Here is a 25564-nt window from a genome sequence, read left to right as displayed (position 1 = left end):
GGGTTATCGACGTCCCAGCATAGGCAGTTTCCTAGGCGGCAAGCAGGAATGCGTTACTACGGGTGTGCCCCAAGTGCGCGGGAACAGGGAATCCGTTGCGGTAGACCGCGGAATGGGTGAAGGTCTCGCGCGTACGACGGGTGGTGGATACCTCCACATACTCCGAATCCAAAGCCGGAAGGTGAAAGACCGGATCGAACCCCACGCGACTGCGCACGGTGCGGTGCAGGAAGTGAAACGTGCGCGGATGAGCTAGCCAGCTGGTGGCTCGGGTGCCCCGCACAAACAGGTGATAACTATCGGGGCCGGGTCTAACGCGCAGCTCCACGTTGTCTGGGGAGCCAGCCAGCGCGAGCAGGTTGTCCGCGGATTCCTCCCACGCTTGCCTAATGCTTAAGCCCATGCAGCCCAGCTCGGTGGCGGATTGGGCTACCGATGCCAGGGTGATCACCGCATTGAGCTCGGTGGAGAGGGCCACTGCCGCTACTCGACGAGCACGCGGCGTGTCCTCGCGCCGCCACTGCAGCGCGGGGATGAGTAGGTGGGTGGTGGAGGAAGGGGACAGAGCAGTTGTCATGGGGTGGGCCTCGCTACACGCAGAAGTTTGTGGTTTCACCCCTCTTTGACTGCTTTAAACCCCCATCGGTTCCCTCGCGTGGGCAAAAGTCTTGTGCTCGGCTTAGAACGGCGGCTCTTCGCTCAGCCCCAGTACCTCGAGCAGCTTGTCTGCCGGCCACAGCTGAATGTCCTGGCCCTTGTCCATGAGCTCGCGGGCGCGCTTCTCCTTCGACGTCATTGATCCCCAAGAGCCGATCACCAGGATGGTGGACTTCTTGGTCACGTTCTTGGCCACCTGGCCGCCGTGCTCGGCGATCGCTTGCCACAGCTGGCCCTTGTCAAAGGGCTCGAAGTCTCCGGTGAGGGTGACCTGCTGGCCATACAACGGGTCGTTGGGGTCGGCGGCCTGGTTTGGCTCCGGGATGGTCTCCGGGGTGGCCACCTTTGACCAGGGAGCCGGCCCGCGACCGCGCGTGGGCTTCTTTTCCTGCGCACTGTCTTCGGTTGAGCGGAAGTCCGTTCCCGCGCCGGGCTCACCCAGCGGGGAAGCGGTGGTGTGCCCCTTTAGCTGTAGCGCGCGGGCTGCACCCGAACGGTCCTTGAGCACTGGGGTGACCTTGCCCTCGGCGATGCGGCCGAGGGTGAAGCCGGCGTCGTGGAACAGGCCCATGAGCTCGCCGCGGTAGTTCCTCTCGGAGGCCAAACCGACGATGATGCCGCCGCAGGCAATCGCGTCTGCCTCGGCGTTGTGATGCTGGGACAAATCCGCATGGAAGTGTTCTGCCAGGGTCGGCAGTTTGTGGTTTTTCACCTTGAGCGAGGCCGCGCGCGCCAGCGCCAGCGAGCACCCAAACAGAATGTCAGGCAGGTCGAGCGAGGTGGCCTGAGCAGCATCGCGCAGCGCCGTCGCGTCGAACTGCGCGTTGTGAGCCACAAAAGGCATATCGCCTAAGAACTCGAGGGCCTCGGCGGCAGCGTCGGCAAAGGCCGGCGCGTCGGCCACGTCCTCCGGGGTGATCCCGTGGATCTCCATGTTCTTGGGCTGGAAATCATCGAGCCCTTGCGGAGGCTTGCACAGCCAGGAGCGAGTTTCTGCCAGTTCGCCGTCGCGGAACTTGGCCATGCCGATCTGGCACACTGACCCGAACGCCGGGTTGGCCGTTTCCACATCGAATGCCACAAAGTCTAGGCCAGTAACCCCGGAGGTAGTGGGAGCTTCCCCATTGCGGGCGCGCTCGATGGCCTCACTGAGGGCTTGCGCCTGCTCCTGTTGGAGGGGTGCAAACGCGATGGAGTGCTGTGTGCCGTCGAGAAGCACCGCGCCACGATCCAGCTCCGTGGGCTCCTCGATGTGCACTCCTGTGATCTCGCTCAAGGGGATCGAAAGAAGTTCGTCGCCGAGCAACGCAGCAGACAACGCAGAGCGCTGAACCTCCACGGAATCTGCCGTGACCGTTACCGTCGCACCATGGGCTTTGAACACGCCACCGCACCTTTCCTGACTCACGTATAGATGACTCAGCCTACGCGGTGGGGTGGCGCTTTTCGACGTCCCCTCTCAACCAGATTTCTTAGAACGGCATGCGCCCGCCACCAGCGGCCACAATGGTCTCGCCGGTGACAAAGGAGGCCTCATCGGATGCCAGGTAGACGTAGGCTCCGGCCATCTCCACGGGCTGCCCGGCACGACCCAAGCCGGTGTCGCGGCCGAACTCCTGAACCTTCTCCTGCGGCTGGCCGTGGGAGGGCTGAAGGACCGTCCACACCGGGCCGGGTGCCACACAGTTGACGCGGATGCCATCCCCGACGAGCTGCTCGGATAGGCCCTTGGCCAGGTTGTTCATGGCTGCCTTGGTCACGCCGTAGTCGATCAGCGTCGGGCTGGGCGAGTAGGCGTTGACCGAGGACGTAAACAGGATTGCCGAACCCGGCTCCAGGTGCGGCAGCGCCGCCTTGGTCACACGGAAGGAGGAGTAGACGTTGGCCTTCATAGTCTTGTCGAATTCCTCGTCGGTGATGTCGGTGAGTTTTTCCTGCCACCGCTGGCGCGACGCGTTGTTGACCAGGATGTCCAGGCCACCGAAAGCCTTGACCGTTTCAGCCACGATCTTTTCGCACTGCTCCAGCTCGATGAGGTCGCCGGGCAGCGCCAGGGCCTTCTGGCCCGCATCCTCGATCGCCTTGATTACGCGGTCCGCGTCCTTCTGCTCGCTGGGCAGGTAGGAGATGGCCACGTCTGCACCCTCGCGGGCGTAGGCGATGGCCACGGCGGCGCCAATGCCGGAGTCGCCACCGGTGATCAGGGCCTTACGGCCCTTGAGCCGCCCGTGGCCAACGTAGGAGTCGAGCCCGATGTCCGGGACCGGGGTGGCCTCGGTCTCCAGTCCGGGCTCCTCCTGAATCTGCGCCGGCGGCTCAATAGCTTCGAACAACGTGCGGGGGTCTTTCAAAGTGCTCATGTCACCCGAGACTAATCAAAATCCACGCATATGTGGTCGGATCGATAGGGTGGGCGGACATGACCCAGATGATCACGCCTACCCTATGGATGAACCGCACCGCCGACGAGGCCTGCGACTTCTACGTTCAGGCCTTCCAGTCCATCGACGTGCGCGCCGAGGTGACCGGCCGCCTGACCTACCCGGACCCGCACGAGTACTACCTGGAAGAGTTCGCCGGCAAGACCCGCGTGAAGTTCCTAGACATCGAAGGCGTTTCGCTGGGCTTTATCAACGCCGCGGATGAGCACGCAGTGAATCCGTCGATAAGCTTCATCCTCAACTTCGATCCCTCTCGGATGCAGGACGCCAGCGCGCGCCTGGAAAAGCTGTGGGAGGTGCTTATCGACGGCGGTCAAGCGCTCATGCCGCTGCAGCAGTATCCCTTTAGCCAGCTTTATGGGTGGGTGCAGGACAAATATGGGGTGAACTGGCAGCTCATGCTGACCAATCCGGAGGGCGACGAGCGCCCCTTTGTCACCCCGTCGCTGATGTTTGGCAACGTCAACCACGGCAAGGCCCGTGAAGCCGTTGACTACTACGTGGAGACGTTCCCGGATTCCCAGCTCGGCGTGCGCCACTTCTACACCGATGAGTCCGCCGCGGGCACGGGCGTGTCCACCGAAAGCGGCGACGTGATGTACTCCGATGCGCGCATCGGCGGACTGTGGTTATCCGCCATGGACTCCGGCGTGGAGCACGAGTTCACCTTCACCGCCGGCAACTCGCTGCACGTCATGGCCGAGGACGCGGAGCAGGCAGAGCAGCTGCATGCTCGCCTGTCCCACGATCCTGCCAAGGACAACTACGGCTGGTGCGAGGATCAGTTCGGAATCACCTGGCAGATCCACCACCGCGGGATGGAGCTCTAGGCGTCGAACTCCGGGGGAGCCAGCTGCTTGAGCACCATCGTGGAGCGCGCCGGCACCCGCAAGGTATCGGAGGCTGACATCTCCTGGGCCTCCAAGGGGTAGCCGGTCGGCTCGGTGGTGTCGATGACCACCGTCCACCGCGTACCCAGGGACTTCGGGGGCAGCGTGAAGTCGATGTCCTCATCGTGCGCGTTGAACATGAGCACAAAAGAATCATCCACGATGTGCTCGCCGCGCTCGTTCGGCTCGGTGATGGCCATGCCGTTGAGGTAGACCATCAAGGCTTTGCCAAAGTCGAAATCCCAATCGTCCTGCGTCATCAGTTCGCCGGAGGGGACCAGCCAGGCGATGTCGCGCTCGCGCACATCCGAGCCCAGCGGCCCGCCGGAGAGGAATTGGCGGCGCCGGAACACCGGGTGCTCCTGGCGCAGTGCGATGAGGCGCTGGGTAAACGCGTGCAGCTCGGAGTTCTCCTCCAACAGGTCCCAGTTCATCCACGACAGCTCGTTGTCTTGGCAGTACACATTGTTGTTGCCGTTCTGGGTGCGCCCGATCTCATCACCGTGGCTGATCATCGGCGTGCCCAGGCTCAATAGCAGGGTGGTGAGGAAGTTGCGACGCTGGCGCCCGCGCAGCTCCAGCACCGCCGGGTCGTCCGTCTTGCCCTCCACGCCGTGGTTCCACGAGCGGTTGTGGGATTCACCGTCGCGGTTGTCCTCGCCGTTTTCAGAGTTGTGCTTCTCGTTGTAGCTGACCAGGTCGTTGAGGGTGAAGCCGTCGTGTGCGGTGATGAAGTTGATCGAGGCCGTGGGGCGACGATCGCTACCCGCATACAGATCGGAGGAGCCCGTCAGGCGAGAGGCAAACTCGCCCAGGGTGGCGGGCTGACCGCGCCAGAAGTCGCGCACCGTGTCGCGGTACTTACCGTTCCACTCGGTCCACAGCGGCGGGAAGTTGCCTACCTGGTAGCCGCCCTCGCCGACATCCCAGGGCTCGGCGATGAGCTTGACTTGGGAGACCACCGGGTCCTGCTGGACCAGGTCGAAGAACGTGGCCAGGCGATCAACGTCGTTGAACTCACGCGCCAGAGTGGAGGCCAGGTCGAAGCGGAAGCCGTCCACGTGCATCTCGGTGACCCAGTAGCGCAGGCTATCCAGGATTAGCTGCAGCGAGTGCGGGTGGCGCACGTTCAGCGAGTTACCGGTGCCGGTGTAGTCCATGTAGTGGCCCTCGTCGCCCTCGACTAGGCGGTAGTAGGCCTGGTTGTCGATGCCGCGGAAGGCGATCGTGGGACCGAGATGGTTGCCCTCAGCGGTGTGGTTGTAAACCACATCGAGGATGACCTCCATACCCGCCTCGTGATAGGCGCGCACCATGCCCTTGAATTCGGCGACGGCCTCGCCTGGGCGCTGCGCAGCCGCGTAGTCCTGTTGCGGGGCAAAGAACCCGAAGGTGTTGTACCCCCAGTAGTTGCGCAGTCCCAGGTTACGCAGGCGATCATCCTGCAGGAACTGATGCACGGGCATCAGCTCGACTGCGGTGACGCCGAGGTCTTTGAGGTAGTTGACCACAGCGGGGTGAGCCATGCCGGCATACGTTCCGCGCAGGTGTTCGGGAACGTCCGGGTGGGTGGCCGTCATGCCCTTGACGTGGGTCTCGTAGATCACTGTCTCGTGGTACGGGGTCTTGGGGGCGCGGTCGTTTCCCCAGTCGAAGAAGGGGTTGATCACCACAGACTTCATGGTGTGGCCCAAGGAGTCCGACTCGTTGCGGCCCGCACCCGGTTCATCGGCGAAGATGTCGTAGCTAAACAGGGAGGCGTCGCCGTCGAACTCGCCGTCGAAGGCGCGGGCGTATGGGTCCACCAGCAGCTTGGACGGATCGCAGCGCAGGCCATTGTCCGGGTCGTAGGGACCATAGACGCGGTAACCGTAGCGCTGGCCCGGAACGATTCCGGGAAGATAGCAATGCCAGACGTGGCCGTCGACCTCGGTGATCTCCACTCGGGTCTCGTTGTCATCGCGGTCGATAAGGCAAAGCTCGACGCGTTCTGCAACATCCGAGAACAGTGCAAAGTTGGTCCCCGCGCCGTCGTAGGTGGAGCCGAGGGGATAAGCAGAGCCGGGCCAGACGGGTTGCTCTTCAGTATTCGCAGAACTCATGACGGCTTAGTCTAGCGGGGTAGCTTGCCCAAGACCGCGCAACAGCAGTGCAACCTGCGTTTCGACGTCCCGGCTTACCCCATACCCGCTCACAACCACGTCGGATCCGGCAGCGGCTGCCAGCTGCCGCGTGGTCTGCTCGTTGACGCAGGCACCCAACAGCAGATGGAGCAGCGCTCGGGCAGCGACGGGCGAGTCGGGAATGGAACCAAGCGCAGTGGTCAAAGACTCCTCGATCTCGCGTCGCACGGCAGATTCTGGCTGGGCGATTGCGATCGAGCACAGCTCAGCGGCATCCCGGTGGGACACCAGTGCACCAGCGATGAGCTGGGTGCGCTCGTGAGCATCCTGGGCGGGCGAGTTCAGCGCTGGCTCCACAATTCGTTGCGCCAGCGCGGCGATGAGTGCCTGCTTGTTGGCCACGTGCCAGTACAGCGCACCGGGAGCTACCGAGAGGTGCGTGGCCACGCGTCGCATCGTCATATCGGCCAGACCGTAGGTATCCAGGATGGTCAGGGCGGCGTCGACAATGGCATCGCGAGTCAGGTTCACGGTGCACCACGATAGCGTTAAACCTCAGGTGAGCGTTCACAGGATTCTTTGCGTAATCCGCTAGACAACGCCTACGCGGCGGACAGTTGAAGGTTGTTACGATCGGCACAACTGATGCGATAGACCTTCATGTCCGGATGTTTGCCGCACTTGTTGATTTAAGGAGATCACCCTTCGTGTTTGCGAGTCTTTCCCGTGTTGCCCCCGCTGTAGCCGTTGTGGCTGCCGTGCCACTTGTGCTCAGTGCGTGCGGTTCCAAGGAGGAATCGGCTAACGCCCCCGCGCCCACGAGCACGGTGACCTCATCGGCAAAGCCCAGCAGCTCGGCAACGACGACGTCGTCCAGCACGACGTCCGCGAAAGAGTCGACGACGAAGCCCTCCGATCAGCCTAAGTCCCCGCAGAAGGGGGATTCCGCAAACGCTCCAGCCGTCCCCGTACCGGCTCCAGGGGCGGCAGCGGCAGGGGAGAACCCCTTTGAGAATGGCGACATCCAGGTAGCGGAGATCGACCCCATCCAAGGCCAGCCTGCCAACCCTGACCAGGTTCACCAGATCACCACGCTGGTTGGCGGACTGTACGAGCAGCAGACGCTGCATGACTTCCTGCTCTACATGCCGCGCCACTCCTGCCAGGAGGTCGTCGCCGAGCAGGGCGGTGAGAAGGCATTCAATCTGGATGGTGTGCCCAACATGCCGATGAACAACTTTCCGGGTTGGAATGCCTCTGGCATCAAGGATGTGAGCAACGTGGTCGTCAACGGGGACGTGGCCTCCGCGTCGATCACCGCCTCCACCGCAGAAGGCACCGACACCAAGACGCAGCGCTTCCGCAATGAGGGCGGGGAGTGGAAGTTCTGCCGCTAACGCGAACTCGACCACGGATTGGTCCCGCAGTGGGTGATGCTGCGGGACTATTTGGCGTTGCCCTTCTGGGGTACTCGACGCTTGGGGCCCTGTGGGGGTGGTTGCGCCCGCGCGTGCTCACAGAGGTTACCGAGGATGGTGCGGGGCTGGCGCTGATCGCTAACACCGATGCCAGCGTGAACAGCTACATGTGGTTCGTCGTCCTCACGGGGCTGCTTGGCGTTGCCGTCGGCTCGCTAGCAGTGGCGGCAACGCGCACCCGGCCCTCGACGCGGGGTGTGTTGTGGTCCGGCCTCTGTGCCGTGACCGGGGCACTAGCGTTCTTCCTGGTTGGTGATGCGGTATCGCACGCCCTGCACACCATCCCTGACCTGCCTACGGTGCAGCCGGGGCAGCAGGTGGAGCTGGTTACCGATCTCGATCCCACCGTGGCGCTGATCGCAGCCCCCTTGATGGCCACGATGGCCCACTGGTGCGGACTCGTAATGCGGCAGTGGCAGGAGATTTAGGGCCAATCCACGGCGCTGGAGCCGGTGGCGTCGCGGCTAATGTCATCCAGCGCGTGCAGGATCAGGTTGAGGGCGTGCATGACGTGGGAGTCCAATTGATCGTCGTTAAGCCCCTGCACCACGGAGGCCGTGTACTCGATGCGCACCTGTAAGCCGTCATCGTCGGTGTGGGTGTAGGCCTTCAGCAGCGGCTTTTCGCAGTTGAGGTCGTTGCAGAGCAAGAAGATGCGCAGGGCGTCGTTTTCCGGATCGAGGCCCGGATCCCAGTGCCCTTTAACCAGGAAGCTGGGTCCGTTGTCCACGAAGAAGCCAAACGCTATGCCATTGATCCAGGCCATCAAGCCCTCGGGGTCGCGCTGTACGCGCGTGATGCCGAGGGACTCGAGGCTGGTCAAGATGCGGTCCAGAGTGACCGGCTTGATGGATGATTCCACGGTGTCCTCTTCTTGCTGAACGGCATTGCGCAATACGGAATCCTCTACTCCGCGGTGCTGGCGGTGCCCGATGCTGCGCTTGGCGGCATCCTGGTCCTGTGTCTCACGCTGATCAGGGGAGAGGTCGCTGAACTCGGGTCGGGCGTTGCTCAGCTCGCGGAAAAAGAGTTTGCTGGTGGACTCGTACAGCTGCATGTGATCCAACACTTGGGCGTCGCTCAGCCCATCAACCACCAGGACGCTAACGCGCGCTACGACCTCGACAGAACCATCGTCACCGACGACGAGCGTGGCGGTCGGTCCGAGGCGATCGTGATTCCATTCATTGCACAGCTGAGCTAGTTCGGCGATGTCGGCCAGGGCCGCGCTATGGCGTGCGCGGGAGGTGAACGAGAGCGTTCGTGGCGACTCTTCCTGCACGGTGATCACCGTAACGTGAGTCTCGGCGGGAACAACGACGCTGTTCTCCGCCTCCACGACCGGCAGCCCCATGTAAGTAGCAGCAGCCCGGATTCGGTCAAGTGTGACCTCGGAAATGGTGCCGTCCTCAAAACTCATGGCTACTCCTCGGCTAAACCTTGTACCCCGTACACTGGATTACCTATTCCTCTACAGGCTTACAAAGGAAGAGGTACCTCGATGCTAGCTGTGACCGATTTGCGCGGCACCGCCCCCACCCCTTCGCAGCTGCGGCGCGCTCTACCACGAGGAGGGGTTGACGTTGCCTCGACTCTGCCAACGGTCGCGCCCATCGTAGAGGACGTTCGACACCGCGGTGCCGCCGCCGCCCTCGATTACACCGAGCGATTCGATTCCGTGCGCCCGGAGGCCATTCGCGTGCCGGAGGAAGAGTGCCAGCGCGCCTTGGCAGATCTCGATCCCGCCGTGCGGGCGGCCTTGGAAGAATCGATTGCGCGGGTGCGCGCTGTCCATGCTGATCAGCGCCCGGTGGAACACACCACCGAGATTCGATCGGGCGCGCGCATCACCGAGACCTTTGTGCCCGTTGAGCGCGTGGGCCTCTACGTGCCCGGCGGTCAGGCGGTGTACCCGTCCAGCGTCATGATGAATGTGATTCCGGCGCAGGAGGCGGGGGCAAGCTCCCTCGTCGTGGCCTCGCCGCCGCAGGCCGAGCACGGCGGATTGCCTCACCCCACGATCCTGGCGGCATGCGCTCTACTTGGGGTCGACGAGGTGTGGGCGGTCGGTGGCGCGCAAGCTGTCGCGTTGCTGGCATACGGTGACGACGAAGCCGACTTGGCACCCGTAGATATGATCACGGGCCCGGGAAACATCTTTGTCGCAGCCGCCAAAAGGCTGGTCAACGGGGTAGTAGGTATCGATGCAGAGGCCGGACCCACCGAGATCGCGGTGCTGGCGGATTCTTCCGCCAATCCGGTCCACGTGGCCTACGACCTCATCAGCCAGGCCGAGCACGATCAGCTGGCAGCATCCGTGCTGATCACCGACGACGAGGACCTGGCCCACGCGGTGAACAAGGAGGTCGAGGCACGCTATACCGTCACCCGCAATGCCGACCGGGTGCGCGAGGCGCTCACTGGTGCGCAGTCGGGCATCGTGCTGGTTAGCGGCCTTGAGGCGGGGATTGCGGCAGCCAATGCGTACGCGGCCGAACACCTGGAGATTCACACCCGTGAGGCCGAGGCCGTTGCCCGCCGCATCACCAACGCCGGAGCCGTGTTTGTGGGCCCGTACTCACCGGTTCCGCTGGGCGACTACGCAGCCGGTTCCAATCACGTGCTTCCCACCTCGGGCACCGCACGCTTTGCTGCGGGCTTAAGCACCCACACATTCCTCAAGCCCATGAACCTGGTGTCTTACGACCAGCCTGCGTTGGCCGAGGTCGCCGAGCACGTCATTGCACTGGCCGAGGCAGAGCAGCTGCCCGCGCACGGTGAAGCCATTTCTGCCCGGTTGCTTGGAGAGGAGCGCTGATGACAAACCTGAACGACCTTCCGCTTCGCGACGAGCTACGTGGCCAGGAGGCCTACGGCGCCCCGCAACTTGCCGTGAGCGTTCGCCTGAACACCAACGAAAACCCCTACCCGCCATCCGCACAGATCCTGGATGAGTTCTTCGAGCGCATGAAGCAGGCCGGGCCCGAACTCAACCGCTACCCCGATCGCGACTGCGTCGAGCTGCGCACGGAGCTCGCCGCGTATCTGACGCGCCAGACTGGGGTGCAGCTGGAAAAGGACAATGTGTGGGCCGCCAATGGTTCCAACGAGGTATTGCAGCAGCTCCTGCAGGCCTTCGGCGGTCCGGGGCGCAAGGCCATGGGTTTTACTCCGTCCTATTCCATGCACCCGCTTCTGGCCGCGGGCACGCAAACAGAGTTCATCTCTATTCCCCGTGGAGCAGACTTCCGCATTGATCGCACCGAGGCGCTCGCGGCGATTGCCCAGCACTCGCCAGACATCGTATTCATCACCACGCCGAACAATCCGACTGGTGATGTCACCAGCCTGGAGATCATCGAGGACGTCCTGAAGGCTGCGCCCGGCATCGTGATCGTGGATGAGGCCTACGCGGAATTCTCCGCCAGCCCCTCGGCAACCACCCTCATTGCGCGCTATCCAGAAAAGCTCGTGGTCTCGCGCACGATGAGCAAAGCCTTCGACTTCGCCGGTGGGCGGGTGGGGTACTTCGCGGCCGATCCCGCCTTCGTGGAAGCAGTCATGCTGGTGCGCTTGCCCTACCACTTGTCCACCCCCACGCAGATCGCGGCGGTGGCGGCACTGCACCACAGCGAGCAGACGCTGCGCACCGTCGACAAGCTCAGCGCAGAGCGGGAACGCGTTGCCGTTCGGCTGCGTGAATTCGGCTTCCACCTGGTGGACAGCGAGGCGAACTTCTTGTTCTTCGGGCAGTTCGCCGATTCGCATGCGGTGTGGCAGCGCTTCCTGGACCGGGACGTGCTGATCCGAGACGTGGGAGCGACCGGCTACCTGCGAGTGACTATTGGCGTGCCGGAAGAAAATGATGCTTTCCTCGACGCCGCCGAAGAAATTGCAAAGGAGCTGGCATGAACACACCGCGTATCGCGCAGGTCCACCGGCGTACCAGTGAGTCGGATATCCGGGTGGAGATCAACCTGGATGGCTCCGGCACAGCCAATATTCAGACCGGGTTGCCATTTTTTGACCACATGCTTACCGCGTTCTGCACCCACGGCGCCTTCGACCTTGAGGTAATCGCCCAGGGTGACACCCACATCGATGCCCACCACACGGTGGAGGACACAGCCATTGTGCTGGGGCAGGCCATCGCTCAGGCGCTCGGGGACAAAGCGGGCATTCGTCGCTTTGGGCAGCGCTACCTGCCCATGGACGAGGCCCTGGTTCGTGCCGTCATCGACCTCTCTGGTCGCAGTTACAGCGTGATCACTGGGGAGCCCGAGAACATGCAGGTGCAGGTCATCGGTGGGCACTATCCCACGGTGATCAACCACCACTTCTTTGAAACTTTGGCGCAACACAGCCAGGCGACCCTGCACCTGACGGTGTTGGCCGGACGCGACCCGCACCACATCACCGAGGCGGAGTTCAAGGCGGTGGCGCGCAGCCTGCGCGAGGCGTGCGAAAACGATGAACGTATCCAGTCAGTTCCTTCTACCAAGGGCACGTTGTAGTGTGGGCTGAGATTTAAAACACTAAATAAGAAGAGGATGTGAGGGATAGGTGAACTTGATGGCTCGGACTGCTGGTACTGACGTGACTAAGAACGACAGCGTGTGGTCGAGTCCTGGTTTTACCCCCACCATGATCGCGGTCGCCTCCGCGTTCGGCGCCTGGTCGATCCTCTTGCCCGTTCTTCCGCTCGCAGTATTGGACTCCGGGGGAACCGCCGCACTGGCCGGTGCAACCACCGCGGTGTTCATGGCAGTAACCGTGGTCACCCAGATGTGCACTCCGTTCCTGCTGCGCAAGTTTGGTTACAACCCCGTGATGGTCGTTGCCGCCCTCATGCTGGGCGTGCCGGCCCTCGGTCACCTGCTGGGCATGGACGCGTGGATCGTCTTGCTGTTCTCCGCCCTGCGCGGCATCGGCTTCGGTGCCATCACCGTGGCAGAGTCCGCCCTCATTGCCGAGCTCGTGCCGGTGAGGTTGTTGGGCAAGGCGACCGGCCTGCTGGGAGTGTTCGTTGGTCTTGCCCAGATGCTGCTGCTGCCCTCCGGCTTGTTCCTGGCGGATCACTTTAACTACGAGACCGTGTACGTCGTGGCCGCAGCCATCGCCCTAGTGGCCGGCGTGATGTGCCTGCGCATCCCGCGCATCAAGGCGGCCTCGACCAAGGATGATGAGGCGGTAGCCGGGGGAGCTCCGCAGGTGAGCATGTGGAAGCTCGTGCTCGTGCCCGCCCTGGCGGTAACGACCGTGTCCATGAGCTTTGGTGCCGTCTCCACCTTCCTGCCGGCGGCTGTCCGCGAGATCGACCCCTCCACCGGAGCCGTCATCGGCGGATTCATGCTCTCGATCGTCGGCGCGTCCATCATGACGGCGCGCTACGTCTCCGGCGCGATTGCCGACCGCACCGGAAAGCCCGGCCAACTGATGATCATCTCCGAAATCATCGCCCTTTTGGGCATGGTGCTCATGAGCGTGACCGTTGCCCTCCACCTGTCGGTATGGCTGCTGGTGGTTGCGGCCATCCTGTTCGGCTCCGGCTTTGGTGCGGCTCAGAACGAGGCTCTGCTCAGCATGTTCCACCGCCTGCCGCGCTCCAAGGTTTCCGAGGCGTCTGCGGTGTGGAACATCTTTTACGACGCGGGCACCGGTTTGGGCTCCATCGTGTACGGAGCTGTGGTGGCCTCGTACTTCTACCACGGTGCATTCGCGGTGGGCGCGGCCGTGATTGTGCTTGGCATCCTCTGGACTGCAGCCGACGCCTTCGTGGGGCGCCACCGCGTCAGCGAGTATGACAACATCAAGACCCGTCTGCGCCAGGTGCGAGTACGCGCACGTCGCCCACGCTCGGGAGAATAGGATCTAGCCCCATGGTTCAGCGAGTAGCCCTTTTAGACTACGGATCCGGCAACATCCGTTCGGCCCAGCGGGCACTGGAGCGCGTGGGGGCTGAAGTCACAGTCACCTCAGATCCGAAGATCGCTGTTGCCGCCGATGGCTTGCTGGTGCCGGGAGTTGGAGCATTCGACGCCTGCATGCAGGGGCTGCGCGCGGTCTACGGTCCGCGCATCATCGGGGAGCGCCTGGCCGGAGGACGCCCGGTGATGGGCATCTGCGTGGGGATGCAGGTGCTTTTCGACGCCGGAACCGAGCATGGCGTGCGCAGCGAAGGATGCGGGGAATGGCCAGGAGAGGTCACCCGCTTGGAGGCAGAACCGCTGCCACACATGGGGTGGAACACCGTTGAAGCCCCGGCGGATACCCAGATGTTTGCCGGGCTGCCCGCCGAGGAGCGTTTCTACTTTGTGCACTCCTACGCGGCGCGCTCCTGGGAGCTGGTTACCGACGGACGCACGCACGCCCCGCTGGTGACGTGGGCCGAACACGGAGGTGACCGTTTTGTCGCGGCGGTAGAAAACGGTCCGCTGTGGGCTACCCAATTCCATCCAGAAAAGTCTGGAGATGCCGGCGCCCAGCTGCTCAAGAACTGGCTGGAGAGCTTCTAAGGGCGAACGTCAGCTACCTGGCCCTCGGCCAGGCCCAGCGGCAGCCCTGCATCTGCCCAGGCCTCCACTCCGCCGATCACATCGGTGGCGTTAACCAAACCCATGGCTTTCAGCTGGGCTGCCGCCACGGACGAGCTGTAGCTGTGGCGGCACAACAGTATCCAGCGCACATCCCAATCGGTTGCCTCAGGCAGCCGATAGTCAAACGTGGGATCCAGACGCCACGGCAGCACAGTGAGATCGCAGACGATCGCGCCCGGTAGCTCACCCTGGTCTGCGCGGTGGTCCGGCATACGCACATCGATGAGGTATGCCTCGCCCCGGCGCTGCTCCTCCAGGGCCTGCTGAGGAGTTACCCGGTCAATGCTGGCCCGAGCTCGAGCGAGCAGATCCATCGCGCCCTTCATGCCAGCCCCACCGGCTTACCCACCACGCTTCCGGCAATGTGCATGATTGCTCCGACGTGTTGTTGGCAATCGTCGATAAGCGAGACCAAGCGCACCCCGCGAGTGGTGGGTGGATCCCAGGAATCGTCTACCACCTCGTCTAAGTCCGCGGTGGGGAAGTAGGCCACGATCTCGCCGATTACCGCATTGAGATAATCCAACGCAGAAGGCAGCGTCTGGCTTGTGAGCGTAATTTCAGCAGCCTCCTGTGGGGTATGCCCCAGCCCGAAGCTATCTCCCAGCGGGCCTAGCTCAAGCTGCGCGCGATAACCCCCGCGCTTCCACAACTGCGCATGACCCGTCAGCTCGGATAGCTGTACGTCAGCCTGGCGAGCCGCATGCCACAACAGCCACGAGATCGAATTGGGGTGGTCACCGGGGCGAGCGTTGAGTTGCTCGGTAGTCAGCTGGGGCAGGGCACGCAGCTGTGCGATGGGCCGAGACGCGAAGTTGCGAAAGATCTCCAAGCCGTCCATGCGCTTAAGCCTAGGCGCTAGTATTGCCCACATGACGTTTACCCTCGTGCCCGCTGTAGACATCGTCGGCGGCCAAGCAGTGCGCCTGGACAAAGGCGCTGCTGGCACCGAGAAAGGCTACGGAGACCCACTGGCGGCAGCCCGCTGTTTCCAGGAGCAGGGCGCGCAGTGGTTGCACGTGGTCGATCTGGACGCGGCCTTCGGGCGAGGCTCCAACCACGAACTGCTGGCGCACATCGCCGGAGAGCTGGACATCAATGTGGAGCTCACCGGCGGAATTCGTGATGATGCCTCCTTAGAAAGAGCCCTGGCCACCGGGGCCGCGCGCGTCAACATCGGTACCGCCGCGCTGACCAACCCGGAGTGGATTGAACGCGTGATCGCACGGCACGGAGAGGCCATCGCTGTCGATCTTGCTGCCGTGGCCGAGGGCGATTCTTGGCGAGTCAAGGCCAACGGATGGGTCACCGATGGCGGCGATCTCTGGGAGGTTCTGGAGCGACTGGACGCAGCGGGATGCCCGCGCTTTGTGGTCACGGACGTGTCCACCGACGGCACGCTGTCCGGACCGAATGTGGAGTTGCTTGTCGACGTCGCGGCGGCCACCGATGCCGCAGTCACGGCCTCAGGGGGCATTTCCAGTGTTGACGACATCATTGCCCTGGCAGAATGCGCCGACGAGGGAATCGACTCCGTGATCGTGGGCAAGGCCCTCTACGAAGGTCGCGTCGACCTGGCCGAGGCGCTCCGCGCAGTCTCTGCCTACTAAATAGACGGGACGGTCCATGGCCTATCGCGAACTCCTGCACACCGCCTTAGAGGTGGTCAACGACGCCGAGGCGCTCTTTCGCGACGGAGTGGGAGCTTGTCCGAGCGTGCACAAGGGGCCGCGAGACTTTGCCACCAGCGTCGACCTGGAGATCGAGCGGCTCATTCGTGCGCGCTTGACCGCAGAAACCGGCATCGAGGTGTTCGGTGAGGAACATGGTGGTTTCTTCGACCAGGCCAAGATGTGGGTAGTCGACCCGATCGATGGCACGAGCAATTATGCGGTGGGCAACCCAATGTGCGCCATACTGCTGAGCTTGGTCGTGGAGTCAGAACCGGTGGTTGCCGTGACCTCACATCCACTTCTGGGCCGGCGTATCACCTGGGCGCAGGGACAAGAAGCGAAGTTCAATGAGCAGCCAGTGCACTCCATTGGCAACAGACCAGCTGCGCTAGGGCAGTTGGGGGTTTCCTCTGCAGTATCCGGATCTCTGCCGCCGACGCATCGCGCGGCAGCCGGAGATCTGCTGTGCCAATTGGCACACGGGCCCTTTCGACCTCGCATCACGGGTTCGGTGGGAACCGACCTGGCCTTTGTTGCGCAGGGAGTGTTCGACGGAGCCATAAGCCTGAGCCCGCACGTGTGGGACAACGCGGCTGGCGTGGCGCTGGCCCGCGCCGCCGGGGCGGTGGTGACCGACCTCAGTGGCAACCCTTGGACGCCCCAGAGCCACGGGGTGATTGCGGGAGCACCTGAAGCACACACGTTCCTGCTGAGTACCATCAAACAAACTAAATCTTCTTCCAGCTCAACCTTTTAGGAGAACGTCATGGCAGTGGCAGTCCGGGTAATTCCCTGCTTGGACGTCGACAACGGGCGCGTGGTCAAAGGGGTGAACTTCGCCGGACTAGTCGATGCCGGCGACCCCGTCGAACTTGCCGAGCGCTATGACCGTGAAGGCGCCGACGAACTGACGTTTCTGGACGTGACCGCCTCCAAAGATGGGCGCGGAACCATGCTCGACGTGGTTCGTCGTACTGCCGATCGCGTTTTCATCCCGCTGACAGTCGGGGGAGGAGTGCGCAGCGCAGAGGACGTGGACGCCCTGTTGCGTGCCGGCGCCGACAAGGTCTCCATCAACACCGCGGCGATCGCCAACCCTGCTCTACTGCAAGAGCTATCCCAGCGCTTCGGCGCGCAGTGCATTGTCCTGTCGGTTGATGCGCGCCGGGTTAAGGAATCGAGCGAGCAGTGCCCGAGCGGGTTCGAGGTGACCACTCACGGAGGATCGCGCTCGGCGGGACTGGACGCCGTGGAATGGGCCCGGAAAGGCCAGGAACTGGGTGTCGGAGAGATCTTGCTGAACTCCATGGACGGGGACGGCACGCAGGAAGGCTTTGACCTGGAGCTCTTGCAGGCTGTGCGCGAGGCGGTCGACGTTCCCGTGATCGCCTCGGGTGGAGCGGGAAGCCCCCAGGATTTTCCTCCGGCCATTGCTGCCGGGGCGGACGCGGTGCTGGCGGCCTCCATCTTCCACTTCGGGCACACCACGATCGGTGAAGTCAAGAGCGCGATCGCGCAAGCCGGTTACGAGGTGCGCCAGTGACCTTGCAGCAAGAGATTGCCCAGGAAAAGCTCGACCCTGCGATAGCCGCAAGGGTGAGCTTTAACTCGGCCGGTCTGGTTCCGGCGATTGCCCAGGAAGCCACGACCGGGGAAGTGCTGATGATGGCGTGGATGGATAGCGCAGCCCTCGCGTATACGCTGCGCTCGCGCCGAGCCACGTACTACTCCCGCTCCCGGGACGAATACTGGGTTAAGGGACTGACGTCTGGGCACACGCAAGCGGTACATGAGGTCCGCCTGGACTGTGACGGCGACACTGTGCTGATTACGGTCGACCAAGTCGGTGGGGCCTGCCACACCGGGGATCGCACCTGTTTTGATTCCGACATCTTGCTGGAGGACACCAAGTGAGCGTCGATACGTCCAAGAAGCCCTCTCGCCTGGGAGCACTCACGATGCTGGCGGCGGCCGGCATGTTGTGGTTGGCCTCGAACATGCAGTGGCTGACCGTGAGCGCGGATGACGACAAAGCCGGCCCGCAAAGCGTGGCGGTCAAGGGATCCACCTACTCCACCGAGATTCTCGCGGTAGCTCTGCTCGTTGTGGCGGCCGCGGTGGCCCTGCTGGTTTTGCGTCGGTGGGGGCGGCGCTTCGTGGCGGGGATCGCTGGGCTTGCTGCCATTGGAGCGAGCCTGAGCCCCGTGAGCATTCTGACGACCGATCCCGACTACTCCCGGCTCCATGCTCTGCTGAGTACGCGAACCTCGGCCCGGAAAGCCACGGATGCACCCGCGCTGGAGTCTTGGGCGCAAATCACCGGAGTTGAGGTGCACCACCTCGGCCCAGTGCTTGCCTTGCTGGCATGTGCCTTGGTCGTCATGGCGGCGGTCGTCGTGCTCATGAGGCCAGGGGCGGATGGGGTGCGGGCAAACGCGTACGAACGCAAGGCCACTCGCGCAGAGAAGCTGCAGGAGGACCTCGAGGAGTCTCCGGATTCGGGGCGTGTGATGTGGGATGCACTCGATGAAGACATTGACCCCACCGATGTGAAGTAGTGTGCCCCAGAACACACCCGCAATTTCGCAGGACACTCTCAGCGCATTAGGCTCGCAAGGGTATTGACATCCGCGCACGACTCGAGGAGAGGGGCCATGCAATCACCGCTTGCTGTCGATGGCATTGTCGCCGGAATCCTCGAGGACGTTGCCGCCCGTGAGGCGCACATCAGCTTTGCCGACATCAAAGCGCGCTCTCGACAAGCACCCGCGCCCCGCGACGGTCGGGCCGCCATTCTGCGTTCGGGTTGCGGTGTCATCGTTGAGATCAAACGCGCCGTGCCACGCCTAGGGCAACGAGTATCCATCCCGTCGATGGAAGAACTGGCGACAACGATCGAACGCGCCGGAGCCCATTTGGTGGCGTGCCAGACCGAACGATTGCGTTACGACGGTTCCCTGGAAGACATGTGGCATGCCCGCCAGGCGGTTAGTCTGCCCATGATTATCCGGGACATCATCGTCGACCCTTACCAGATTCACGAGGCCCGTTGCTTTGGTGCAGACATCGTGCCGCTCCAGGTTGAGCTTCTTGGTCAGGCCCGTCTGGTCGCCCTGATCGATCGTGCTGAGTCTCTGGGAATGACAGCGCTGGCCGAGGTGCGAACACCTGAGGAAGCGGATCGGGCCCTGGAAGCCGGAGCCCGGGTGATCGGTGTTAATGCTTGGTCGATCACGTCCTCGACGCTGGATCGCGAAAACTTTGCTTCCATTGTTCCAGGGCTGCCGGAAGAGGTGGTGCGCATCGCGCTGGGGGGCGTGCGAACCGGCCAAGACTTGTTGGCCTATGCCTCCGCGGGGGCTGATGCGGTCCTGGTAGGAGAGGCGATCATGATGGCTGAAGATCCAGAAGCCGCCACGCGCGCCCTGGTCGCGGCAGGGCAACACCCGGCCTGCCCTTCGCGTTAATTGATGCACTAAGGCACACTATGGTGCGTGCACACCATGATTTTGGCGAATATTCCCTCCCCACCCCAAGGCGTTTGGCATCTCGGGCCTCTGCCGATTCGTGCCTACGCGCTTTGCATCATCACCGGCATTCTCGTTGCCCTGTGGTTGACGCTGCGCCGTTACAAGGAGCGTGGGGGAAATCCTGATGACGTTTGGGATGCCGCCATCGTCGCTGTGCCAGCTGGCATCGTCGGCGGTCGGCTGTACCACGTGATCACGGATGCTCCGAAGTACTTCGGAGAGGGTAAGAACCCCTGGCAGGCGTTCAATATCACTGCCGGTGGCCTAGGAATCTGGGGCGCCATTGCACTCGGCAGCATCGCGGTATGGCTGCTGTTTAAGTACAAGCAGGTCCCGTTGGCGCCGTTTGCCGACGCAGTCGCTCCCGGAGTGGTTCTCGCGCAGGGCATCGGACGCCTGGGTAACTGGTTCAACCAGGAGATCTATGGTCGCCCCACCGATGTGCCGTGGGCACTAGAGATCTACTACCGCGTCGATGAGCAAGGAAACTTCGCCCCGCTGACCGGGCACTCGACCGGAGAAATCATCTCCGTGGTTCACCCCACCTTCCTCTACGAGCTGTTGTGGAACGTGTTGGTTTGCCTCTTCCTGCTCTGGGCCGATCGACGCTTCCGCCTAGGCAACGGCAGCGTGTTCGTGTTGTACGTGGCCGGATACACGCTTGGTCGCTTCTGGGTGGAGCTCATGCGTGACGACGCCGCCACCATGATTCTGGGGCAGCGAGTGAACACCTGGGTTTCGCTGATTGTGTTCCTGAGCGCAGTAGTGGTGTTCATTGTCATGAAAAAACGGCGGGAAACGAGCCTGTCTCCAGGGACTTCCCAAGCAGTGAAGCAAACGGAGTAAATTGGGGCATTGACGCCCAACAAACTACGTCATACCAATCCCCAGACGTTTCAGTAAGGTGATGCAGTGTGGATAGAAGAACCAAGATCGTTTGTACGCTAGGCCCGGCGGTCGCCAGCAAGGAAGGCATTCTCGGACTCGTCGAGGCCGGCATGAATGTGGCTCGCATGAACTTCTCGCATGGCGATCACGCTGACCACGAGCAGAACTACAAGTGGGTGCGTGAGGCCACCGACGAGACTGGACAGGCCGTGGGCATCCTGGCCGACCTTCAGGGCCCGAAGATTCGCCTCGGACGATTCGAAGAAGGCTCGACCTACTGGGCCGATGGCGAGATCGTGCGCATCACCGTGGATGACGTCCCCGGTACGCACGACCGCGTGTCCACTACCTACAAGAACCTGGCTCTGGACGCCCGCCCCGGCGACCGTCTGCTCGTCGACGACGGCAAGGTCGGCCTGGTGTGCAAAGAGGTCGACGGCAACGACGTGGTCTGCGAGGTCGTAGAGGGCGGCCCCGTGTCCAACAACAAGGGCGTGTCCCTGCCGGGCATGGACATCTCCGTGCCCGCGCTGTCGGAGAAGGACATCGAGGATCTGCGCTTTGCCATGCAGCTGGGCGTGGACTTTGTCGCCCTGTCCTTTGTGCGCTCGCCGGCTGATGTGGACCTGGTCCACGAGATCATGGACGAGCACGGATTCCGCGTGCCCGTGATCGCAAAACTGGAGAAGCCGGAGGCTATCGACGCCCTCGAGTCCATTGTGCTGGCCTTCGACGGCATCATGGTCGCCCGCGGTGACCTCGGCGTGGAGATCCCGTTGGAGGACGTCCCGCTGGTGCAGAAGCGCGCTGTGCAGATTGCCCGCGAGAACGCCAAGCCGGCCATCGTGGCTACCCAGATGCTGGACTCCATGATCGAAAACTCCCGGCCGACCCGTGCAGAGGCCTCCGACGTGGCTAACGCCGTGCTCGATGGCGCCGACGCCGTCATGCTGTCCGGTGAGACCTCCGTGGGCCGCGATCCGCACAACACCGTGCGCACCATGGCTCGTATCGTTCGCGTTGCTGAGCGCGACGGTTCGGTTCCGGAGCTTTCCCACGTGCCGCGTACCAAGCGTGGCGTGATCTCCTACTCGGCACGCGACATCGCCGAGCGCCTGGGATCCCGCGCGCTCGTTGCCTTCACCACCACTGGTGATACCGCAAAGCGCGTGGCCCGCCTGCACTCCCACCTGCCGCTGCTGGTTTTCACGCCGCATCAGCACGTGCGCTCTCAGCTGGCGCTGACCTGGGGTGCAGAGACGTTCCTGTGCCCGGCTATTGAGTCCACGGACGAAATGATGGCCACGCTAGACGACCAGCTGCTTGGCCTGGAGGAGTACAACGAGAACGACATGATGGTTGTTGTCGCCGGTACCCCTCCGGGAGTCTCGGGCAATACCAACATGATCCAGGTGCACATGTTGGGCGACGTCGCTAAGGCAGCGAACGCGCACAACAACTAAGAAAAACAGCCCGCCCTACCACTGAGGTAGAGCGGGCTGAGCGCTAGAGCCCCATCCGATTAGAAGATCGGGTGGGGTTTAATGCGCCATACCTCGTCGGCGTAGTCGCGGATCGTGCGATCCGAAGAGAAACGCCCCGAAGCACAGATGTTCAGCCAGCACTTGCGGGCCCACTCCAGCGGGTCGCGCTGATAGTCTTCCGCCGCCTGATCGCGGGTCTCGCGGTAGGACTCGAAGTCGCCGAGCACGTAGTAGGTGTCGGTGGCAGTCTCGCCGTAGCCGTGGATGAGCGAGTTCTTTAGGTCGTGGAACTGGCCGGTCCCGTGGTCGTCGAGAGTGCCATCGTCGAAGGCATCCAACGCACGCTTAAGTCCGGGGACCTTCTCATAGAACTCGTGGGGAGAATAGGTAGCGCGCAGCTGCGGAAGCTCTTCTTCCCGTGCACCGAAGATGTAGGCGTTCTCCCCGCCGACGGCCTCGACGATCTCAACGTTGGCGCCATCCATGGTGCCCAAGGTCAACGCCCCGTTCATCATGAACTTCATGTTGCTGGTGCCCGAGGCCTCCTTGCCGGCAGTAGAGATCTGCTCAGAGATGTCCGCGGCCGGGATGATGCGCTCGGCGGGGGAGACGTTGTAGTTCTCCACGAAGACCACCCGCAGGTAGCGCGACGCCACCGGGTCGTTATTGACCAGGTCAGCAATAGTATTGATGAGCTTGATGATCGCCTTGGCGCGGTCATATCCCGGGGCTGCCTTAGCACCGAAGATGAAGGTGCGCGGCGGGCACGAATGGCCATCACGCGTAATGCGGAAATACAGGTCCAGGATGTAGATGGCGTTGAGAAGTTGGCGCTTGTACTCGTGCAACCGCTTGATCTGGACGTCGAAAAGCGACGTCGAATCGATCTCGATTCCCTGACGCTTATTGATCCACTCCGCGAAGTCATCCTTGTTGGCCTGCTTGATAGCCATGAGTTCGCGGAGGAGTTCCTCGTCGGAGGCATGCTCATCGAGGTAGCTGAGCTCCTCGAGGTTGGTAACCCACTCATCCGAACCGCTCAGTCGGGTAAGCGTTTGGGCCAGGCGCGGGTTGCACATGGCCAGCCAGCGGCGCGGGGTCACACCATTGGTCTTGTTGTTGAACTTCTCCGGCCACAGGTCATGCCAGTCGCCCAGCGTCTCGCGCTTGATGATCTCGGTGTGCAGCGCCGCGACACCGTTGATGGAGTAGGCGGCGTAGCAGGCGATCCACGCCATGTGGACGATGCCATCGCGGACCGGGGCCATGCGGTTGATGCGCTCGGAATCGAGGCCGCGAGCCTGCATGTCCAGTCGGAAGCGGCGGTCGATCTCCTCAATGATCTGCCACACTCGCCACAGCATCTGCTGGAAGATGGACTGCTCCCAGGTCTCCAGGGCCTCGGTAAGCACGGTGTGGTTGGTGTAGGCGAACGTCTGGGTGACGATGTCCCAGGCCTCGTCCCACCCCAGGCCGTGCTCGTCCATGAGCAGGCGCATGAGCTCGGGGATGGCCAGCACCGGGTGGGTGTCATTGAGCTGGATGCAGTTGTACTCAGCGAAGCTGCGCACATCCGAATGGTGCTTGAGGTGATTGGCCAGCATCTCCTGCAGGGACGCGGAGGTAAAGAAGTACTGCTGGCGAACGCGCAGCTTCTTGCCTTCGTAGGTCGTGTCGTTGGGGTAGAGGACACGGCAGATGTCGTTGACTGCCTCGCGCTGGGTGATGGCCTCAGTGAAGCGCTGGGAGTTGAACGCTTGGTAGTCGAACTCCTCCATGGGTTCGGCCTTCCACAGGCGCAGCGTTCCGACGTTCGAGGTGCCGTAGCCGGTGATCGGCATGTCATAGGGGACGGCTCGCACATTGAGATCGTCGAAGTTCACGCGCACCTGCTGGTGGGTGCGGCGGATAGTGAACGGGTTGCCGTCCTCGCGCCAGGGGTCAGGCTGCTCCACCTGGAATCCTTCGGAGAACTCCTGGCGGAACAGTCCGTAGCGGTAAAGCAGACCGTAGCCGGTGACCGGCAGGTCGTGGGTCACTGCCGAATCGAGGAAGCAGGCGGCCAAACGTCCCAGGCCACCGTTGCCGAGGGCGGCGTCGTTTTCGGCTTCCAGTACTTCGGTCAGATCGCGGCCATAGCCGGCTGCGGCTTCCTTCGCCTCCTCCAACAAGCCGAGGTTATTGAGGTTGTTCAGCAGCGCGCGTCCCATCAGGAACTCCGCAGAGAAGTAGTGCTGCTGGCGAACCTTGGCGTGGGCCGAACGGGTACGGTGCCAATTCTCCGACATCGCGTCCACGATGGCGCGGGAGAGTCCAAACCAGAACTTACGATCAGTGGCGTGCTCCGGAGTAGTACCGGCCGCGGCACGAATGTGGCCACCAACGGATTTGTACATGAACTTACGGGGCCTTCCTGTAAAACAGCGAACACAATAGGCACAAAGGCTTATAGCTGTAGCCTAATTGTGCCCGCAGCTGCTCGCGCAGGTTCGCCCCTTTTAGTGGCCCTCTTAAGAGGCCAAGTACGTCAATGCTGCTGCGGCACCCGCCTTGGTGGCTGCTTCGACCGTGGGCTCGTAGTCCGGCAGGAAGTTTGGCTGGTGGTTAACAGGTACGTCAGTATCGACGGTGCCGTTGGCCACTGCCTGGTCCCAGATGTCGTGCGGAGTGCAGCCAACCGTCCAGTACAGGTATGGAGAACGAAACGCCGCGGGAATATGAGAGAAGTCCTCCGAAACCGATGAGCGGTGCCCGTCAACGGAGTTGCGCCCGAAGACTCGATCAAAGGTGGGGCGAACCGTGGAGTAGACCTCGGGGGAATTATCAATCAAATCACCGTGGGCAAAGAACTCGAATTCGGCGGGCTTGGGTGATCCGGAGGCCTCGCACTCGGCGTTGACGAGGCGCCGAATGGATGAATACACGCGTCGCTTAGTGGCGTTGTCAAAGAAGCGGCAATTCAGCACAATCTCGGCGGACGACGGGATGATGTTGTTCGTCGTACCGGCCCGAACGGATCCCACGGTGACCACTGCGAAATCATCCGGGTCAACTTCGCGCCCCACGACGGCCTGCAAGCGAACGATAATCATGGCCGCAATAAAAGTCGGATCGATGGCCTTGTGCGGCATGGAACCGTGCGCGCTGCGCCCATGGACCGTGATGCGAATCGAGTCGCAGGCCGCGAACTGGGCGCCAGGCATGGAGCGCACCTCACCGGCGCGCCCCGGCATAACGTGCTGCCCCAGGCAGACATCGGGGCGCGGGATCTTAGTCACCAATCCATCAGCGATCATGGCGTTGGCTCCGGTCGAGTTCTCCTCGGCGGGCTGGAATAGGGCAACGAAAGTACCCGACCAGTCCTGGCGGTGCGCGTCCAGGATCGCGCAAATTCCGGCCAGGGCGGTGGCGTGCATGTCGTGGCCGCAGGCGTGCATCACTCCGGTCATGGTGCCGTCCCCGCGCGGACGCAGGCGTGTCGACGCGTAGGGGACACCAGTCTCCTCCTTCACCGGAAGGGCGTCGATATCCGCGCGGAAGAGGACCGTGGGGCCGTCGCCATTTCGAAAGACCGCGCATAGCCCGAACCCACCCAGCGGGGAGACCACCTCGCAGTCGAAGCGCTCCATGAGCTCCTGGATTTTGCTGAACGTCTCTGCCTCTTGGCCAGAAAGTTCGGGGCGCTCGTGCAGGTCCTCATAGAACGGGCGCTGGAAACTGAGGTCGGCTTCGTGGCTGGAGAGCAAGCGGGCAATATCTGTGGGCGCGGACATGGCGCAAACGTCTTTCTATCGAGTAAATGGT

26 protein-coding genes are annotated in these 25564 nt (G+C 62.8%); 16 read left to right on the top strand and 10 right to left on the bottom strand.

All coding sequences use genetic code 11. From position 1 onward, the window contains the following. Positions 1–31 precede the first annotated feature (31 nt). From FHE74_RS03150 to FHE74_RS03140, 3 genes are all read right to left on the bottom strand, one after another. On the bottom strand, positions 32–577 hold the full coding sequence (locus FHE74_RS03150) for a hypothetical protein (protein WP_139465044.1): 546 nt from the start codon (positions 575–577) through the stop codon (positions 32–34). 102 nt (positions 578–679) lie between these two features. Next, entirely contained in the window at positions 680–2041 is a 1362-nt protein-coding gene (locus FHE74_RS03145; protein ID WP_139465043.1) for an exonuclease domain-containing protein, read from the bottom strand. Between the two features lie 88 nt (positions 2042–2129). Beyond that, entirely contained in the window at positions 2130–3017 is an 888-nt protein-coding gene (locus FHE74_RS03140) for an SDR family oxidoreductase (RefSeq protein ID WP_139465042.1), read from the bottom strand. Between the two features lie 59 nt (positions 3018–3076). On the opposite strand from FHE74_RS03140, the gene FHE74_RS03135 reads away from it, so the two are divergent. Continuing rightward, entirely contained in the window at positions 3077–3928 is an 852-nt protein-coding gene (locus tag FHE74_RS03135) for a VOC family protein (RefSeq protein WP_139465041.1), read from the top strand. Here FHE74_RS03135 and glgX read toward each other — a convergent pair. Beyond that, positions 3925–6090 carry a glycogen debranching protein GlgX gene (gene glgX / locus FHE74_RS03130; protein ID WP_139465040.1) on the bottom strand — a complete coding sequence of 722 codons (2166 nt, stop codon included), beginning with the start codon at positions 6088–6090 and terminating at the stop codon, positions 3925–3927. The two genes, FHE74_RS03135 and glgX, sit on opposite strands and share 4 nt — an antisense overlap. 6 nt (positions 6091–6096) lie before the next feature. Next, a complete protein-coding gene (locus tag FHE74_RS03125) occupies positions 6097–6642 on the bottom strand; it encodes a TetR family transcriptional regulator (protein WP_139465039.1) in 546 nt (181 codons plus the stop codon). A 176-nt stretch (positions 6643–6818) separates the two neighbouring features. Between FHE74_RS03125 and FHE74_RS03120 the strand changes: the two genes are divergently transcribed. Next, positions 6819–7508 carry a hypothetical protein gene (locus FHE74_RS03120; protein WP_139465038.1) on the top strand — a complete coding sequence of 230 codons (690 nt, stop codon included), beginning with the start codon at positions 6819–6821 and terminating at the stop codon, positions 7506–7508. Between the two features lie 29 nt (positions 7509–7537). After that, the gene (locus tag FHE74_RS03115; RefSeq protein WP_139465037.1) at positions 7538–8017 is read left to right on the top strand and encodes a hypothetical protein; all 480 of its coding nucleotides are present in this window, start codon (positions 7538–7540) and stop codon (positions 8015–8017) included. Here the strand turns inward: FHE74_RS03115 and FHE74_RS03110 are convergent. After that, positions 8014–9009, bottom strand: coding sequence for a YbjN domain-containing protein (locus tag FHE74_RS03110; RefSeq protein ID WP_139465036.1), 996 nt, complete (start codon positions 9007–9009; stop codon positions 8014–8016). The two genes, FHE74_RS03115 and FHE74_RS03110, sit on opposite strands and share 4 nt — an antisense overlap. Before the next feature lie 81 nt (positions 9010–9090). On the opposite strand from FHE74_RS03110, the gene hisD reads away from it, so the two are divergent. From hisD to hisH, 5 genes are read left to right on the top strand one after another with little or no spacing between them, the layout of a single operon-like run. Beyond that, positions 9091–10407 (top strand): histidinol dehydrogenase, encoded by a 1317-nt coding sequence (gene hisD / locus FHE74_RS03105; protein WP_139465035.1) that lies wholly within the window; start codon positions 9091–9093, stop codon positions 10405–10407. After that, entirely contained in the window at positions 10407–11501 is a 1095-nt protein-coding gene (locus FHE74_RS03100) for a histidinol-phosphate transaminase (protein ID WP_139465034.1), read from the top strand. The genes hisD and FHE74_RS03100 overlap by 1 nt, the downstream gene beginning before the upstream one ends. Next, positions 11498–12103, top strand: coding sequence for an imidazoleglycerol-phosphate dehydratase HisB (gene hisB / locus FHE74_RS03095; RefSeq protein ID WP_139465033.1), 606 nt, complete (start codon positions 11498–11500; stop codon positions 12101–12103). Before FHE74_RS03100 ends, hisB begins: the two co-directional genes overlap by 4 nt. Before the next feature lie 58 nt (positions 12104–12161). After that, complete coding sequence (locus FHE74_RS03090; protein ID WP_139465032.1) at positions 12162–13457, top strand: MFS transporter; 1296 nt, start codon at positions 12162–12164, stop codon at positions 13455–13457. An 11-nt stretch (positions 13458–13468) separates the two neighbouring features. Beyond that, complete coding sequence (gene hisH / locus FHE74_RS03085; RefSeq protein WP_139465031.1) at positions 13469–14104, top strand: imidazole glycerol phosphate synthase subunit HisH; 636 nt, start codon at positions 13469–13471, stop codon at positions 14102–14104. On the opposite strand, the gene FHE74_RS03080 is transcribed toward hisH, so the two are convergent. Together FHE74_RS03080 and FHE74_RS03075 are read right to left on the bottom strand one after the other, a co-directional pair. Next, positions 14101–14511: a rhodanese-like domain-containing protein gene (locus tag FHE74_RS03080; protein ID WP_139465030.1), complete on the bottom strand. Its 411-nt coding sequence runs from the start codon at positions 14509–14511 to the stop codon at positions 14101–14103. The two genes, hisH and FHE74_RS03080, sit on opposite strands and share 4 nt — an antisense overlap. Then, the gene (locus FHE74_RS03075; RefSeq protein WP_139465029.1) at positions 14508–15026 is read right to left on the bottom strand and encodes a DinB family protein; all 519 of its coding nucleotides are present in this window, start codon (positions 15024–15026) and stop codon (positions 14508–14510) included. The genes FHE74_RS03080 and FHE74_RS03075 overlap by 4 nt, the downstream gene beginning before the upstream one ends. A 31-nt stretch (positions 15027–15057) precedes the next feature. Here FHE74_RS03075 and priA point away from each other — a divergent pair, with 31 nt between their 5' ends. From priA to pyk, 8 genes are all read left to right on the top strand, one after another. After that, the gene (priA, locus tag FHE74_RS03070) at positions 15058–15795 is read left to right on the top strand and encodes a bifunctional 1-(5-phosphoribosyl)-5-((5-phosphoribosylamino)methylideneamino)imidazole-4-carboxamide isomerase/phosphoribosylanthranilate isomerase PriA (RefSeq protein ID WP_139465028.1); all 738 of its coding nucleotides are present in this window, start codon (positions 15058–15060) and stop codon (positions 15793–15795) included. A gap of 16 nt (positions 15796–15811) precedes the next feature. Further along, positions 15812–16615 carry an inositol monophosphatase family protein gene (locus tag FHE74_RS03065; RefSeq protein WP_139465027.1) on the top strand — a complete coding sequence of 268 codons (804 nt, stop codon included), beginning with the start codon at positions 15812–15814 and terminating at the stop codon, positions 16613–16615. A gap of 9 nt (positions 16616–16624) precedes the next feature. Then, entirely contained in the window at positions 16625–17401 is a 777-nt protein-coding gene (gene hisF, locus FHE74_RS03060; protein ID WP_139465026.1) for an imidazole glycerol phosphate synthase subunit HisF, read from the top strand. After that, a complete protein-coding gene (gene hisI, locus FHE74_RS03055) occupies positions 17398–17772 on the top strand; it encodes a phosphoribosyl-AMP cyclohydrolase (protein WP_246049166.1) in 375 nt (124 codons plus the stop codon). The genes hisF and hisI overlap by 4 nt, the downstream gene beginning before the upstream one ends. Continuing rightward, a complete protein-coding gene (locus FHE74_RS03050) occupies positions 17769–18416 on the top strand; it encodes a TIGR02234 family membrane protein (protein WP_246049165.1) in 648 nt (215 codons plus the stop codon). Before hisI ends, FHE74_RS03050 begins: the two co-directional genes overlap by 4 nt. Before the next feature lie 96 nt (positions 18417–18512). Then, the gene (locus tag FHE74_RS03045) at positions 18513–19325 is read left to right on the top strand and encodes an indole-3-glycerol phosphate synthase TrpC (RefSeq protein WP_139465025.1); all 813 of its coding nucleotides are present in this window, start codon (positions 18513–18515) and stop codon (positions 19323–19325) included. A 27-nt stretch (positions 19326–19352) separates the two neighbouring features. Further along, entirely contained in the window at positions 19353–20234 is an 882-nt protein-coding gene (gene lgt, locus FHE74_RS03040; RefSeq protein WP_139465024.1) for a prolipoprotein diacylglyceryl transferase, read from the top strand. 68 nt (positions 20235–20302) lie between these two features. Next, a complete protein-coding gene (gene pyk / locus FHE74_RS03035) occupies positions 20303–21739 on the top strand; it encodes a pyruvate kinase (protein WP_139465023.1) in 1437 nt (478 codons plus the stop codon). 59 nt (positions 21740–21798) lie between these two features. Here the strand turns inward: pyk and FHE74_RS03030 are convergent, their stop codons facing one another. Both FHE74_RS03030 and FHE74_RS03025 read right to left on the bottom strand, forming a co-directional pair. Continuing rightward, positions 21799–24156 carry a glycogen/starch/alpha-glucan phosphorylase gene (locus FHE74_RS03030; RefSeq protein ID WP_139465022.1) on the bottom strand — a complete coding sequence of 786 codons (2358 nt, stop codon included), beginning with the start codon at positions 24154–24156 and terminating at the stop codon, positions 21799–21801. 114 nt (positions 24157–24270) lie between these two features. Beyond that, positions 24271–25533 (bottom strand): amidohydrolase, encoded by a 1263-nt coding sequence (locus tag FHE74_RS03025; protein WP_139465021.1) that lies wholly within the window; start codon positions 25531–25533, stop codon positions 24271–24273. Positions 25534–25564 lie beyond the last annotated feature (31 nt).

The sequence above is a fragment of the Corynebacterium tapiri genome (assembly GCF_006334925.1).
GTDB classification, from domain to species: Bacteria; Actinomycetota; Actinomycetes; order Mycobacteriales; family Mycobacteriaceae; genus Corynebacterium; species Corynebacterium tapiri.
This window is presented reverse-complemented; position numbering and strand designations above follow the sequence as displayed.